Annotated in this window: 12 protein-coding genes; 6 read left to right on the forward strand and 6 right to left on the reverse strand. The window is 62.3% G+C overall.

Features of this window, described 5'->3' with window-relative positions; genetic code table 11:
• Window positions 1-65 precede the first annotated feature (65 nt).
• The 5 genes from GJ700_RS07755 to GJ700_RS07775 form a co-directional block, all read right to left on the reverse strand.
• Entirely contained in the window at window positions 66-1115 is a 1050-nt protein-coding gene (locus GJ700_RS07755; protein ID WP_154372302.1) for a porin, read from the reverse strand.
• 59 nt (window positions 1116-1174) lie between these two features.
• Window positions 1175-2494: an MFS transporter gene (locus GJ700_RS07760; protein WP_154372304.1), complete on the reverse strand. Its 1320-nt coding sequence runs from the start codon at window positions 2492-2494 to the stop codon at window positions 1175-1177.
• 25 nt (window positions 2495-2519) lie between these two features.
• Window positions 2520-3035 (reverse strand): gluconokinase, encoded by a 516-nt coding sequence (locus GJ700_RS07765; RefSeq protein WP_229506870.1) that lies wholly within the window; start codon window positions 3033-3035, stop codon window positions 2520-2522.
• A gap of 169 nt (window positions 3036-3204) precedes the next feature.
• Window positions 3205-4233, reverse strand: coding sequence for an HTH-type transcriptional regulator GntR (gene gntR / locus GJ700_RS07770; RefSeq protein ID WP_154372306.1), 1029 nt, complete (start codon window positions 4231-4233; stop codon window positions 3205-3207).
• A gap of 39 nt (window positions 4234-4272) precedes the next feature.
• A complete protein-coding gene (locus GJ700_RS07775) occupies window positions 4273-4827 on the reverse strand; it encodes a DUF4124 domain-containing protein (protein WP_229506871.1) in 555 nt (184 codons plus the stop codon).
• A gap of 136 nt (window positions 4828-4963) precedes the next feature.
• On the opposite strand from GJ700_RS07775, the gene guaB reads away from it, so the two are divergent.
• Complete coding sequence (gene guaB / locus GJ700_RS07780) at window positions 4964-6424, forward strand: IMP dehydrogenase (protein ID WP_154372308.1); 1461 nt, start codon at window positions 4964-4966, stop codon at window positions 6422-6424.
• Window positions 6425-6522: 98 nt separating this feature from the next.
• Window positions 6523-8133, forward strand: a complete 1611-nt coding sequence (guaA, locus tag GJ700_RS07785; protein ID WP_154372310.1) for a glutamine-hydrolyzing GMP synthase — start codon at window positions 6523-6525, stop codon at window positions 8131-8133.
• 143 nt (window positions 8134-8276) lie between these two features.
• On the opposite strand, the gene GJ700_RS07790 is transcribed toward guaA, so the two are convergent.
• Window positions 8277-9236: an AraC family transcriptional regulator gene (locus GJ700_RS07790; protein ID WP_195763814.1), complete on the reverse strand. Its 960-nt coding sequence runs from the start codon at window positions 9234-9236 to the stop codon at window positions 8277-8279.
• A 258-nt stretch (window positions 9237-9494) separates the two neighbouring features.
• On the opposite strand from GJ700_RS07790, the gene GJ700_RS07795 reads away from it, so the two are divergent.
• From GJ700_RS07795 to icmF, 4 genes are all read left to right on the forward strand, one after another.
• The gene (locus tag GJ700_RS07795; RefSeq protein WP_154372314.1) at window positions 9495-9659 is read left to right on the forward strand and encodes a hypothetical protein; all 165 of its coding nucleotides are present in this window, start codon (window positions 9495-9497) and stop codon (window positions 9657-9659) included.
• Entirely contained in the window at window positions 9656-11095 is a 1440-nt protein-coding gene (locus GJ700_RS07800) for a spinster family MFS transporter (RefSeq protein WP_154372316.1), read from the forward strand. The genes GJ700_RS07795 and GJ700_RS07800 overlap by 4 nt, the downstream gene beginning before the upstream one ends.
• Window positions 11096-11116: 21 nt before the next feature.
• On the forward strand, window positions 11117-11575 hold the full coding sequence (locus GJ700_RS07805) for a cache domain-containing protein (RefSeq protein ID WP_154372318.1): 459 nt from the start codon (window positions 11117-11119) through the stop codon (window positions 11573-11575).
• Window positions 11576-11806: 231 nt separating this feature from the next.
• Window positions 11807-15085, forward strand: coding sequence for a fused isobutyryl-CoA mutase/GTPase IcmF (gene icmF, locus GJ700_RS07810; RefSeq protein ID WP_154372320.1), 3279 nt, complete (start codon window positions 11807-11809; stop codon window positions 15083-15085).
• Window positions 15086-15154: the final 69 nt, after the last annotated feature.

A 15154-nucleotide genomic window follows, 5' to 3' on the forward strand; every position in this document is an offset into this window, starting at 1 on the left:
CATTGTAAATGCCGCCCTACGGGGACATAGCACCTCAACTGCAGACCGAGTGGCCTGGCAAATGTTCAGAACCGGTGGCGCAATCCAATCGCCAGTTGCCGGTTCCCCGTCCCCGGTTCCTCGCTGTTCCCCGCCGTATGTCCCGCGCCATTGCGGTTATGAATCAGCACATGCGCCGCATACACATCGGTACGCCTGGAAAACGCATACGCCGCATAGAGCGCCGTTTGCAGCGCATCCTGGTCGAACCGCGTGCGGTCATCCTTGTGCACCACGGTGGCGATATATGTCCACGCGCCGCGCGGCACCGACACACCGACCAAGACATCATTGCTGGATGAAGAAGCGACCGGCGCCACCCCGCCAAACGGCGCGCCCGCACTATTCAATGGCGACGAATTCGGCCCCCGGTTGACGCCGTAACCCGCGTACAGCTTCACCACCTGCCAGTCAACATTCGCGCCCAGCAGCCAGTTGCGCGCCGACGGTGCGTCCGGCGCCGTGGCTGTCACGTTGCTGCGGTTGTGCAGCGCCAGCCGCACATTCAGCGGGCCGTTGCTGTAGCCAAACGAGCCGCCGAACTGGCGCCCGATGCTGCTGTTGCCGGCAGCTTCGCCGGCCACCACCATGGCGTCGCCGCTGAAACCGTTCCAGCTATTGCTGCGATAGAGGATGGAATTGCCGGCGCGGAAGCCGCCCGGCGGCATCAGGTTGTTCGAGCGGCCGATGCCGTTGCGCAGCGGGTCGATCACCGTGTTCAATGTGGTGAACAGCGGCGTATCCTGCAAGCCGACGCTGACCGCGCCAGCCTTGCCGCGCAAGCCGACGATGCTGGTGCGGCCGAACAAGGTGCCGTTCTGGGTGGGAACGCCGGTATCGGCATGGATGCCGCCTTCGATGACGAAGAATGCGGACAAGCCGTCGCCCAGGTCTTCGCTGCCTTTGAAACCCCAGCGGCTTTGCGTGGCCATGCCGCTGGTGACGCGGGTCGATACACCGTTGATGCCGCCACGGTCCTGGGAAATGCCGACGTCCATCACGCCATAAAAGGCGATATCGGACGCGGCGCTGCTGCCGGCCGCGCACAGGGCGGCCAGCGCGATGATGCGCTTCATATTGTTGTCTCCGGAATGCGGGAAGCGGCGGGCCAGGGTGCCCAGCCGTGAAGGAAGAGTTACTGGGCAGTGGCAGGCACGGCGCTGGCAGGTTCGGGATCGGGAATCGGCTCGATCTTGCCCAACACGAACACGAACGATACGATGCCGACAATCAGGATCACACCGGCCACCAGGAAGGCATTGGCGAACGAGTTGGTGGCGCCGACGATCATGCCGGTGACGATCGGGGCGGCCGCGCCCATCAGGTTGTTGGCGAAATTCATGATGCCGCCAATGGTGCCCGCGCCGCCTTTCGGGGCGATCAGCGAAGGCAGCGACCAGCCCACCGGCGCCGCGGCAGCCAGGCCGCCCAGTGCGATGGAAATCCAGAAGATGGCCCAGGCCGGGTTGGTGGTTTGCGTGGCGCCGAACACGGCCAGGCCAAACAGCATGCCCGTCACCAGCACGCCCTTGCGCACCACGGATTCATTCTTGCCCTTGGCGATCAGGTGGTCGATCAGCCAGCCGCCCACGATCAAGTCCGTCACCGTGGCCACCATCCATGGAATCGCGGCATAGCCGGCCGACTTCAGGATGCTCATGTGCATGGTCTGCACCAGGTAGCCGGGCAGCCACGTGAGGAACAGGTAAAACGTGTAGCCATAGGCGGCAAAGCCAATGGTCAGGCCCCAGATCTTGGTTTTCGTCAGCAGGTAGCCCAGCATGTTCAGCGCGCCCGTGTCGGACGGGCCTTCAGGTGCGGCGCCGCCCTGGCGGATGTAGTGCAGTTCTTCCTTGCTGAGGTTTTTGTCCGCGCTCGGATCACGGTAAAACACGTAGAACGCGATGAAGTACGCGAAGCTGAGGAAGGCGGACAGCGCGAAGCCGTAGCGCCAGCCATAGGCCACGATGGTGACCGCCACCAGCGGCACGCCGATCACGTTGGAAAACTTGGCGGCCGCGTCGAAGATCGCCGTGGCCATGCCCCGTTCCTTGCGGGGGAACCAGTAGCCGGTGGCTTTCGAGCTGACCGGAAAGGCCGGCGCTTCGGCGATGCCCAGCAGGATGCGGGCAATGAAGATGCCGGCGAAGCCGCTGGACAGGGCCGTGATGGTGGAAGCCAGGCCCCACAGGAACGCGCCCCAGCGGCCGACAGTGGTGGGGCCGAAGCGGTCCAGCACCATGCCGACGGGGATTTGCAGCAGCGAGTAGGACCAGGCGAAGGCGGAAAACAGGATGCCCATGTCGACCGGCGACAGGTTGAAGGCGGCCTGGATCTGCGGCGCCGCGACGGACAGGCCGATGCGGTCGATGTAGTTGATCAGCACACCGATGCCGAGCAGGGCGCCGATGCCCCAGCGCCGCTTGGGAATGTTCTTGGTGATGGCGGTATTCATTGTGTCTCCTTGGGAATGTGGGGTGCTAGCGCTGCGCTATCTCGAGGATGGCTTCGGCCAGTTGTTGCGGTGCGGCAGTGATGTCCAGCGTGACGCCGGTCTCGTCGGCTTGCAGGGGTTGCAGCGCCTGTAACTGGCTGTCGAGCAGGGCCGGAGGCATGTAGTGGTCCTTGCGGGCGGCCAGGCGCTGTGCGATCACGTTGCGTTCGCCCTTCAGGTGGGCAAAGCGCAGCGCGGGATCGCCTTCGCGCAGCAGGTCGCGGTAACGCCGTTTCAGCGCCGAGCACGAGACGACCAGGCTGGCGCCGGTTCCCCGCGCGGTGGCGATTTCCTGGCGCAGGCATTGCAGCCACGCGGCGCGGTCGGCGTCATCGAGGGGGATGCCGGATGCCATCTTCGCGACATTGGCGGGCGAATGGTAATCGTCGCCTTCGATGAAACGGGCGCCGAGGGCTTGCGCCACCCGCCGTCCCACTTCGCTTTTGCCGCTGCCGCAGACACCCATCACGACCCATCGGCTTGCTTGTTTTATGTGGTTCATTTCCGTTGAATTATGAGTTTGACATCAAAATGATAGCGCTATCAGTGATGCGAAGTGTCGGCCATCGTGAACGCTTGGTCAAGAAATTTGTATGCTGCGGCGCAGCATGCATGCGGATTTCGCATGGCATGCCGGCGTGGGGGAGGGTGTTTGACTGGGTGGCTGGCGCTTACGCGCTTTCCCGCGCCATCACCGTGAAACCGAGGTCGATATGCTGCTGTTCAGGCGCTTCGCCCCTGATCAGCGTTTGCAGCAGGGTGGCGGCTTCGAAGCCGACTTTATAGCGCGGCGTGGCGATCGTGGTGCATGACGGATGCATCAGCGCCGATGCGGGTAAATCATTGAAGCCGCAAATTGCCAGTTGCTGTGGCACGACAATGCCGCGCCGCTGGCACTGGAATATCGCGCCGTGCGCCAGGTCGTCGTTGCAGCAAAAGATCGCGTCGAGGCCCGGCATGGTGGCGTGCATGCGCTCGACCAGTTCCGCGCCCAGTGCAATGGTGGACGGATCGGGCACCATCATTTCCAGCGTCGGATCGAGCTTGCCCGCTTCCGCCATGGCCATCCGATAACCTTCCTGGCGCTTGATGGTGCGCTCGTCCAGTTGGGCACCCATGAAGCCGATGCGCTGATACCCCTTGTCGAGCAGGTAGCGCGTCATCTGGTAGCCGGCCTGGATTTGCGAAAAGCCGACGGAGACGCGGTCCGGATCGGTGGAAATGTCCATCATCGACACCACCGGCACGCGCGACGTCGCCAGTGTCTTTTCCACGCCCTTGCTGTGCGACAGGCCGGACAGCAGGATGCCGTCCGGGTTCGATTGCATGTAGACGTTCAGCAGCTTTTCCTCTTCGGCGTCGGAATAGCGCGTGTTACCGATCAGGATCTGGTAGCCATACGGATCCAGCGCATCCTGGATGCCCGCCAGCACGGCGGTAAACACGGCGTTCGACAGCGACGGCACCAGCACCACGATCACGTTGGATTTCGACGACGCCAAGGCGCGCGCGGCGCGGTTGGGCACATAGCCGAGTTCTTCGACCGCCTTTTCCACCCGTTCGCGCAGCAGCGACGACACGAGTTCCGGCTGGCTGATGGCACGCGACGCGGTCATCGTCGCCACGCCGGCATGGGCGGCCACCGCCGCCAGGGTTACACGGCCGCTGGCGCGGCTCTTGCCATTCGAAGTTCTGCTCATTGGTTCTTGTTCTTGTCTGCTAAAAAACTGAGTGTACGGTCAGCGCGCGCATCCCGCCAGTACTGCTTTGTTTTGCTTGCTGCGTTCGGCCCGCTGCGCATCGGTCAGGTAGCCGCGCTGGCCATCCTTGTCGAATGTGCTCATGCGGACGCCGGATTCGAGCGCCAACTGGTTGCTGCGCGCATTCTCGCAGTTGGCCGACTCCGACGATTTCTGCGCCGCTTCCTGCGCCGCCTTCTGGCTGGCGGCGGCTGCTTCGGCCTGCCGCTTGGCGAAGTCCGCATTGCGTTCGGCCAGCGTGGGCGGGCGTTTTGCCTTGTCCTCCGCACTTGCCTTGCCGCTGTCGGCCGTGGGCGCGGCTGCGTTGGCGGCAGGATTGTCGGCCGCTGCCGGTGCGGGCGCGATTTGCGCATTGCGCGGCTGGCGCAGGATGCGGTTCAGCGGCACCGAGGGCGGCGGCGGCTGGTCCGACAACTGCTTCATGCCCTTGTCGTCGATCCAGATGTACGGCGCCTGGGCGTGCGCCACCGGCGCGGTGCAGGCAACGGCCAGCAGGGCGCCTGCCAGCAGTCGGAGTTGTGAGAGTTTCATCATGGCAACCTTTTTCATGTCGGCCTGATTCTCCATGAAATACCTTTGAAGTCAACCGTAAGCACCGAATTTCCACCGGGTAAAGACTAAATGGCTGATTTTCTGTATAATCTACTTTTGCGCCAATAGGAAATGTACTATGCGTTTACTCCAAAAAGCACTCACCTTCGATGACGTGCTGCTCGTTCCAGCGTATTCGAATATCCTCCCTGCGGATACGTCCCTCAAGACTCGCCTGACCCGCAATATCTCGCTGAACATCCCGCTGCTGTCCGCCGCGATGGACACCGTGACGGAAGCCCGCCTGGCGATCGCCATGGCACAGGAAGGCGGCATCGGCATCATCCACAAGAACCTGAAACCGAAAGACCAGGCCCGCGAAGTGGCCCGCGTCAAGCGTTTCGAGGCGGGTGTGCTGCGCGATCCGATCACGATTCCGCCGGATATGAAAATCCGCGAAGTCATCAAGCTGACGGAGCAGTATGGCATTTCCGGCTTCCCGGTGATAGAGGGTAAACAAGTAGTTGGTATTATCACCAACCGCGATTTGCGCTTCGAGCAGGAACTGGACGCGGAAGTGCGCGCCAAGATGACGCCGCGCGACAAGCTGGTGTACGTGAAGGAAGGTGCGGACACCAACGAAGCCAAGCGCCTGATGAACAAGCACCGCCTGGAGCGCGTGCTGGTGGTCGATGACCAGTTCGAACTGCGCGGCCTGATCACGGTAAAAGACATTCAAAAGTCGACCGAACACCCGAACGCATCGAAAGACAAGCACGGCAAGCTGCTGGTTGGCGCGGCAGTGGGCGTGGGCGCGAAAGATGAAGAGCGGATCGAACTGCTGGTTGCCGCCGGCGTGGACGTGCTGGTGGTCGACACCGCCCACGGCCACTCGCAAGGCATCCTGGACCGCGTGAAATGGATCAAGGAACGCTTCCCGCAAGTGGACGTCATCGGCGGCAACATCGCCACGGCAGCCGCCGCCAAAGCGCTGGTCGAATACGGCGCCGATGCGGTGAAAGTGGGTATCGGTCCTGGCTCGATCTGCACCACCCGTATCGTGGCCGGTGTCGGCGTGCCGCAGATCACCGCGATCTCGAACGTGGCGCAGGCACTGGAAGGCACGGGCGTGCCATGTATCGCTGACGGCGGCATCCGCTTCTCGGGCGATATCTCGAAAGCGCTGGCAGCCGGCGCCTCGACCGTCATGATGGGTTCGATGTTTGCCGGTACCGAAGAAGCGCCGGGCGAAGTGATCCTGTACCAGGGCCGTTCGTACAAATCGTACCGTGGCATGGGTTCGCTGGGCGCGATGTCCGATGGTTCGGCCGACCGCTACTTCCAGGACGCCGCCATGAAGCAGGACAAGTTCGTGCCGGAAGGTATCGAAGGCCGCGTCGCCTACAAGGGCTCCGTGCTGGCCATCATCTTCCAGCTGGTGGGCGGCGTGCGCCAGTCCATGGGCTACTGCGGCTGCGCCACCATCGACGAACTGCGCGAAAAAGCGGAATTCGTTGAAATCACGTCGGCCGGCATGCGCGAATCGCACGTGCACGACGTGCAAATCACCAAGGAAGCGCCGAACTACCGTTCGGAATAAGCTCCACGAACGCTGGCACCTGCGCAACGCGGTGCCGGCGTTGTTTCACCAGAATTACCCTTGGTTGTACCCATTTCCCAAAGCTTTTACCCACATCCATGCACTCTAAAATCCTCATCCTCGATTTCGGTTCCCAGGTCACCCAGCTGATCGCCCGCCGCGTGCGCGATTCCGGCGTGTTCTCCGAAGTTTATCCATACGATATCGGCGACGACTTCGTGCGCAACTATGGCGCGTCCGGCGTGATCCTGTCCGGCAGCCATAACTCGACGCTGGAAGGCGATTCGCCGCGCGCGCCGCAAGCCGTGTTCGAGCTGGGCGTGCCGGTGCTGGGCATTTGCTACGGCATGCAAACCATGGCCGCGCAACTGGGCGGCAAAGTGGAAAACGGCCTGGTGCGCGAATTCGGCTACGCCGAAGTGCGCGCCCGCAGCCATACCAAACTGCTGGACGGCATCAACGACTTCGTGACGCCGGAAGGCCACGGCATGCTGAAAGTGTGGATGAGCCACGGCGACAAAGTGCTGGAAATGCCGCCAGGGTTCAAGCTGATGGGCGACACCCCGAGCTGCCCGATCGCCGCCATGGCCGACGAAGACCGCCGCTTCTACGCCGTGCAATTCCACCCGGAAGTCACGCACACCGAGCAGGGCAAGGCCATCCTGGGCCGCTTCGTGCACGAGATCTGCGGCATCAAGGCCGACTGGAACATGCCGGACTACATCTCCGAAGCCGTGGAAAAAATCCGCGCGCAAGTGGGTACCGATGAAGTGATCCTGGGCCTGTCGGGCGGCGTGGATTCGTCCGTGGCCGCCGCGCTGATCCATCGCGCCATCGGCGACCAGCTGACCTGCGTGTTCGTCGACCACGGTTTGCTGCGCCTGAACGAAGGCCAGATGGTGATGGATATGTTCGCCAAGAACCTGGGCGTGAAAGTCATCCGCATCGATGCGGAAGACCAGTTCATGGGCCACCTGGCCGGCGTCACCGACCCGGAACAGAAGCGCAAGATCATCGGCCGCGAATTCGTTGAAGTGTTCCAGGCTGAATCGGCCAAGCTGGTCAACGCGAAATGGCTGGCGCAAGGCACGATCTATCCGGACGTCATCGAGTCGGCCGGCAAGGGCAAGAAAGGCCAGACCATCAAGTCGCACCACAACGTGGGCGGCCTGCCGGACACCATGAAGCTGCAATTGCTGGAACCGCTGCGCGAACTGTTCAAGGACGAAGTGCGCAAGCTGGGCGTGGCGCTGGGCCTGCCGCATGACATGGTCTACCGCCATCCGTTCCCGGGCCCGGGCCTGGGCGTGCGCATCCTGGGTGAAGTGAAAAAGGAATACGCCGATCTGCTGCGCCAGGCTGACGCGATCTTCATCGAAGAGCTGCGCAACACGCCATACGAAGCCACGGTGGTGCCGGGCTTCGACCAGGACAGCGTGCCGAAGAACTGGTATGAAGCGACGTCGCAAGCGTTTGCCGTGTTCCTGCCGGTGAAATCGGTCGGCGTGATGGGCGATGGCCGCACCTATGAATACGTGGTGGCGTTGCGTGCGGTGCAGACGCAGGACTTCATGACGGCGCATTGGGCGCATTTGCCGCACTCGTTGCTGGGTAAGGTGTCGAATCGCATCATCAATGAGGTACGCGGGCTCAACCGGGTGGTTTATGACATTAGCGGTAAGCCACCTGCGACCATTGAGTGGGAGTGACAGCGTATTAACTGTCGTTGCGGTTTGTAATTAAATAATGGCTCCGCTCGGGGCCATTATTTTTTCTGAACGCGGCCGGCGCCAACACCGCCCACGAGAGCATCGCGGAACCAAATAAGCGCTGCGGCGATGCAGGGACCGCGTCATTGCCCGCGGCGCCGGAACTGCGTCGGCGTCAAGCCACTCCAGCGATAAAACGCGCGGCCAAATGCCTGTGGTTCGCTATAGGCAAGCTGATTGCTGATTTTCTTCACCGAATCTGTCGAATGGACTAACAGGTAGGCGGCGCGGTCAAACCTGACCTTGTCGATCAGTTCGGAATACTGGACCCCTTCGTTATTGAAATGCCGGCGCAGGCTGCGTTCCGAGCAATTCAACTTGGCCGCCATGGCTTCGGCGCTCGGATAGTAGTCGAGGCTGGCCAGGATATTGAGCGTCCTTTCGCGCCACGACGTGGGGCCGAAGCGGAATGCGGAGGCGCGGCACTGTTGGTGAAAAACCTGATAGCTGAAGTTGCTGTGCCCGGTGTTGGGCATCTTGCCGATCTCGTTGTCGAAGCTGACCAGCGTATACTCGTTGCCGAAATTGACCGGACAGCCAAGCTCAGCCGCATAACGCTGCGCATCGCCGGGGGCGGCATAACCGAACGTGACTTCACTGACATAGGCCCCGGCCGCCGGCCCGAAAATTTCGACCAGCAATTGTTGCGTCCCGCGGATGCTGAGGTCGATCAGCAAGCGATAGAGTCTCCCCAAATCGGTGACCGGACGATAGCGCACGACGGTTTTTCCAGGTGACACGGCGCCGATCAGCTCCGACGTAAACCAGCGGTTGGTCAATGGATGGAAGCGTCTTAGCAAATAGCCGGCATGCCCCACATTGCGCGAATTTCTCAGCAATCCTCCCATCATGCCGATCGCATTGACGTTGATACGGGAGCCGAGTTCAAGTCCGGCCGCGCCCGGCTGTAACAGACGCTCGATATTCGCGTAGATGGCCAGTTCCTGCGCTGCGCTTAACACGCTCTCGGGCCGGTCCCAGGTCTTGCTGTCCAGGTGCGTTCCCGCCAACACGTCGCCCAAATCATACCCCTGCGCAATCATGTCTTGAATGCAAAAGGGCAGCAGTACATGGATGGGTAAGGCGGGGCCGGAAGAATTCATTATTGGGCAGATTTTCAGGTGATGGCCGGAATTGTTACGAAAGTGGCCGTTTCGAGCCTCGGAACAGCCGCGTGGCCCCGGTATATTTTGCTGACCCGACGCTTGAGCGTCCAGCATTAAAGCAGTTTTTATATGTTGGCAGCGCGATATTTTTTCTAAAGAAGCGGGAAATAATTCTTATTAACAGGAGACGACATCATGACCAAAGTAGCCAGCAGCAAGACATCCGGCAAGTCCACAGACGCGGTATGCACGGACGTGTCCGCCGCCCCGTTTGAAGCGGGCGGGGCGCACCGGCAGGCATTCCCGACGGTCGGCGGGCGCGTCCAGGAACGCCTGACGCAACCGGGCAAGCCGGCATGAGAACGGGCAATTCCCGCGCAGCCGTGCAGGAGGACCTGACACAGGCTGGCCCGGCTGGACCGGGTTGTTCCATCGATAGCGGAACGGTCGGCAAGGCCCCGGTCCCGGCAGTCGCCTCCGGCGCGAAGGCCGCCCTGTTCACGCTGTTTCTGATTAACTTCCTGAACTTCTTTGACCGCACGATTCCCGCCGTCGTGCTCGAACCGATCCGCAGGGAGTTCGCGCTCGACGACATGATGCTGGGCCTGATGGGCACCACATTTACGCTCATCTATGCGCTCGCCGGCTTGCCGCTGGGGCGCCTGTCGGACCGGGTCAGGCGCACCCGCGTGCTGGCCGGCGGCGTCTTCGTGTGGAGCCTGATGACCGCAGCTTCCGGCCTGGCGTGGAATTTCGCCTCTTTCCTGCTGATACGCCTTGGTGTGGGAATAGGCGAGGCAAGCTGCGCGCCGGCGTCCAATTCGATGATCGGCGATCTGTATCCATCGAAGCAGCGGGCGCGGGCGCTCGGCCTGTTCATGCTCGTTCTGCCCCTGGGCAGCCTGGCCTGCTTCATGCTCGTCGGATATCTGGCGCAAAACTATGGCTGGCGCGCGCCGTTTTACCTCGCGGCCGTGCCCGGCTTCGTCGTGGCCTTGCTGGTGCTCCGAGTGCGCGAGCCGGTGCGCGGCTCCCAGGAGGGCCATATGGCGGGCAAACTCGCGCCGGTAGCCCGGCCATACCGCAGCGTGCTGGCGATTCCGACGCTGTGGTGGATCATCGCGTCGGGGGCCGCGGTCAATTTCGCCTCGTACGCCTTGAGCACGTTCCTGCCGTCCCTGATGGTGCGTTACCACCACGTCAACGTGGCGCAGGCGGGCATGGTGGCGGCCATCGTGTTAGGCGTGACGGGCCTGGTCGGCTTGACGGCTGGCGGATGGATTGCCGACCGGGTGCACCAGGCTTTCGTGCGCGGGCGCCTGATGCTCGGCGCGATCTGCCTGCTGGCCTCGGCGCCTTTGCTTTGGCTCGGCCTGACGCGCGCCGCCGGCGACGTGGTCGCGGTGACGGCGCTGCTGTCACTTGGCTGGCTGTTGTACTTCATGTATTTCGTGACCGTGTATGCGTCGATCCAGGACGTGGTGGAGGCGCGTTTGCGCGCGACGGCGATGTCCGTGTATTTCTTCTTCCAGTACATACTCGGTGCGGGCTTCGGCACCATCGTCACCGGGGCGTTGTCGGACTGGCTTGCCGCACGGGCCATGCAGGCAGTACATGCGCCGGCCATGACCGACGGGTTCCGCGCCATCGGCCTGCAAGGTGCGCTGAGCCTGGCCGTGCCGGGTGCGATTTTCATCACCGGCCTCGCATTGTGTTTCGCGGCGCGCAGCTTCGCCGCCGACGCGGCGCGGGTCGCCCCGCTTAACCGCCCCTCGTCGTCAGTATCGGGGCTTTGAAAACTATTCTGGAGAATTGAAATGCGAAATGTATTACGGGCAATGTTATTCAGCGTTGCGCTGGCCGTGACCGGGACCGCCGGCGCGACCGAGCATGCCACCAAGGATGACGCGGTAGCGATGGTGCACAAGGTCGTCGCCTATATCAAGGCCAACGGCAAGGATAAGGCGATTGCGGAAGTCAATATACCGAAAGGCCGGTTCGTGGACCGCGACCTCTATGTGACCATTGGCGACGGAGTCGGAACGGTATTGGCGCACGGCGGCAATCCGAGGTTGGTTGGCAAGAATCTGACCGAAGTGAAGGATGTCGATGGCAAGGCATTCGTCAAGGAAGGCGGTGAAATCCTCAAGACGAAAAACAGTGGTTGGGTTGACTATAAGTGGCCAAATCCCGTGTCCGGCAAGATCGAATCGAAGTCCTTGTATTCTGAAAAGTTCAACGACCTTGTCATCAGTGTCGGTGTTTATCAGGATTGACGCGATAAAGCCCTGTTTTTACGGGGCTTTATCTTTTGAGATGTCGCATTGACAGGTCAACGCGGCGCGCTGGCAGTCCCGTCGGCCCGCCAGTCCATCAGGAAGGAGGCCTTCGGTCATTTTTGACACGCGTGGCAAAATCTCGCACGGATTTTGAAGTTTTAAGACATTGCCGGCAAGCCGCGCGCTCCTTATATTTGGGAATCCCCTCTCATTTCCCCAGGAAGCGCCATGACCGACTTGTCCGATGCCAGCAAACTGAACGGGTACAGCGTCACCAACAAGGTGCGCTTTGTCACCGCGGCCTCGCTGTTCGACGGGCACGATGCATCGATTAATATCATGCGCCGCATCCTGATGGCCAACGGCGTCGAGGTGATCCACCTAGGCCACAACCGCTCGGTGGACGACATCGTCACCGCGGCATTGCAGGAAGATGTGCAAGGTATCGCCATTTCCAGTTACCAGGGCGGGCACGTCGAGTATTTCAAATACATGATCGACCTGCTGAAACAGCGCGGCGGCGCACATATCAAGGTGTACGGCGGCGGTGGCGGGGTGATCGTCCCAAGCGAAATCGCGGACTTGCACGCGTATGGCGTGGCGCGCATCTTCAGCCCCGAGGATGGCCAGCGCCTGGGCCTGGTCGGCATGATCCTGTCGATGATCCAGTCCTGCGACATCGACCTGTGCGGCCACGCGCCCACCGCGCTCGATGCGCTGGCGACGGGCACCATGGAACAGCGCCAGCGGCCGCTGGCGCAACTGATCACGGCGCTGGAAAACGGCCAGGCCGCGCCGGAACTGGTGCAGGCGGTGCGCCAACGCAGCAAGGAAACGGCGACTCCCGTGCTCGGCATCACCGGCACCGGCGGGGCCGGCAAGTCGTCGCTGACCGATGAACTGGTGCGGCGCCTGCGGCTGGACCAGGGCGACGCGCTGCAACTGGCCATCATTTCGATCGACCCTTCGCGCCGGAAATCCGGCGGCGCCTTGCTGGGCGACAGGATCCGGATGAACGCCATCGGGCCGTGGGGAGGCCGGTCGCGGGTCTTCATGCGCTCGCTGGCAACGCGCGAGGCCGGCTCGGAAATCTCGGCGGCCTTGCCCGATGTGATTGCCGCCTGCAAGGTGGCGGGATTCGACCTGGTCATCGTCGAGACATCGGGTATCGGCCAGGGCGACGCGGCGATCGTGCCCCATGTCGACCTGTCGATGTATGTCATGACGCCGGAGTTCGGCGCCGCCTCTCAGCTCGAGAAAATCGACATGCTCGATTTTGCCGACGTCGTCGCCATCAACAAGTTCGACCGCAAGGGCGCGCTGGACGCCCTGCGCGACGTGGCCAAGCAATACCAGCGCAACCGCGAACTGTGGAGCCAGCCCACCGATACCATGCCGGTGTTCGGCACCCAGGCTTCGCGCTTCAACGATGACGGCGTCACCGCGCTGTACCAGGCCTTGCTGCCGAAACTGGGCGCGCTGGGTTTGAAGACGTCGCCCGGCACGCTGGCGCCGGTGGCGCGCCGCTTTTCATCGGGCAAGAACGCGATCGTGCCGCCGGCCCGCACCCGCTACCTGGCCGAGATCGCCGACACCGTGCGCGGTTATCACGCCTTCGTGCGCAAGCAGGTGGCGCTGGCGCGGGAACGCCAGCATTTGCTGGAAACCCGGCGCATGCTGGCCGAGGCCGGGCAGGCCGCCGATCTCGATGGCTTGATCGACGAGCGCGAATCCCGGCTAGATCCGCAAGCCCGCAAACTGATCGCCGGCTGGCCGGCGCTGCAGGAAGCCTATGCCGGCGACGACTATGTCGTCACCGTGCGTGGCAAGGAGAGCCGCACCCGCCTGGTGGCGACGACGCTGTCCGGCACCCGGATCCGCAAGGTGGCGCTGCCGCGCTACCAGGACCACGGCGAGATCCTGCGTTTCCTGATGCTGGAAAACGTACCCGGCGCCTTCCCATATAGCGCAGGCGTGTTCCCATTCAAGCGGGAGAACGAGGACCCGACCCGCATGTTCGCCGGCGAGGGCGACGCCTTCCGCACCAACCGGCGCTTCAAGCTGGTCTCGACCGGGATGGACGCCAAGCGCCTGTCGACCGCGTTTGATTCCGTGACCTTGTATGGCGCCGATCCCGCGCTGCGGCCGGACATTTATGGCAAGGTCGGCAACTCGGGCGTGTCGATCGCCACGCTCGACGACATGAAGGTGCTGTATGACGGCTTCGCGCTGTGCGATCCGACCACGTCGGTCTCGATGACCATCAACGGCCCGGCGCCGACCATCCTGGCCATGTTCATGAACACCGCGATCGACCAGCAGATCGACAAGTTTATCGAAGAAAACAAGCGCCAGCCGGGCGCCGACGAAGCGGAGAAGATCCGCGCCTGGGTGCTCAGCAATGTGCGCGGCACCGTGCAGGCCGATATCCTGAAGGAAGACCAGGGGCAAAACACCTGCATCTTCTCGACCGAGTTTTCGCTGAAAGTCATGGGCGACATCCAGCAGTATTTCGTCGATCACGAGGTGCGCAATTTTTATTCGGTATCGATCTCCGGCTACCACATCGCCGAAGCGGGCGCGAACCCGATTTCCCAGCTGGCTTTCACGCTGTCGAACGGTTTTACCTTTGTCGAAGCGTACCTGGCGCGCGGCATGCGCATCGACGATTTCGCGCCCAACCTGTCGTTCTTCTTCTCGAACGGCATGGACCCGGAATACACGGTGCTGGGCCGCGTGGCGCGCCGCATCTGGGCGGTCGCCATGCGCGACAAATACGGCGCCAACGAACGGGCGCAAAAGCTCAAGTACCACATCCAGACCTCAGGGCGCTCGCTGCACGCGCAGGAAATCGACTTCAACGACATCCGCACCACGTTGCAGGCGCTGATCGCGATCTACGACAACTGCAACAGCCTGCACACCAATGCCTACGACGAGGCGATCACCACGCCCACCGACGAATCGGTGCGGCGCGCACTGGCGATTCAACTGATCATCAACCGCGAGTGGGGCCTGGCGAAAAATGAAAACCCGAACCAGGGCAGCTTTATCATGGACGAACTGACCGACCTGGTCGAGGAAGCCGTGCTGCAGGAATTCGAACGGATTGCCGAACGCGGCGGCGTGCTGGGCGCGATGGAAACGGGCTACCAGCGCGGCAAGATCCAGGAAGAGTCGATGTTGTACGAACAGCAGAAACACGACGGCACGCTGCCCATCATCGGCGTCAATACTTTCCGCAACCCGAACGCCGGCGGAGCGCCGGCCACGATAGAACTGGCCCGTTCCAGCGAGCAGGAAAAACAATCGCAATTGCAGCGCCTGGCGCAGTTCCAGGAACGCAACGCGGCGCTGGCGCCCGCCATGCTGTCCCGGCTGCAACAAGTGGTGATTGACGATGGCAATGTGTTTGCCGTCCTGATGGATGCAGTGCGGGTCTGCTCGCTGGGGCAGATCACCGAAGCCCTGTTTGCCGTGGGCGGGCAGTACCGGAGAAGCATGTGATGGCGGCCGCGCCGCAGGCCGGGCGCGGGCCGATGGCAGACAGGGGAGGGACAGACGATGCGGACTAAA

Source organism: Pseudoduganella rivuli (genome assembly GCF_009674485.1).
GTDB classification, from domain to species: Bacteria; Pseudomonadota; Gammaproteobacteria; order Burkholderiales; family Burkholderiaceae_D; genus Rugamonas; species Rugamonas rivuli_B.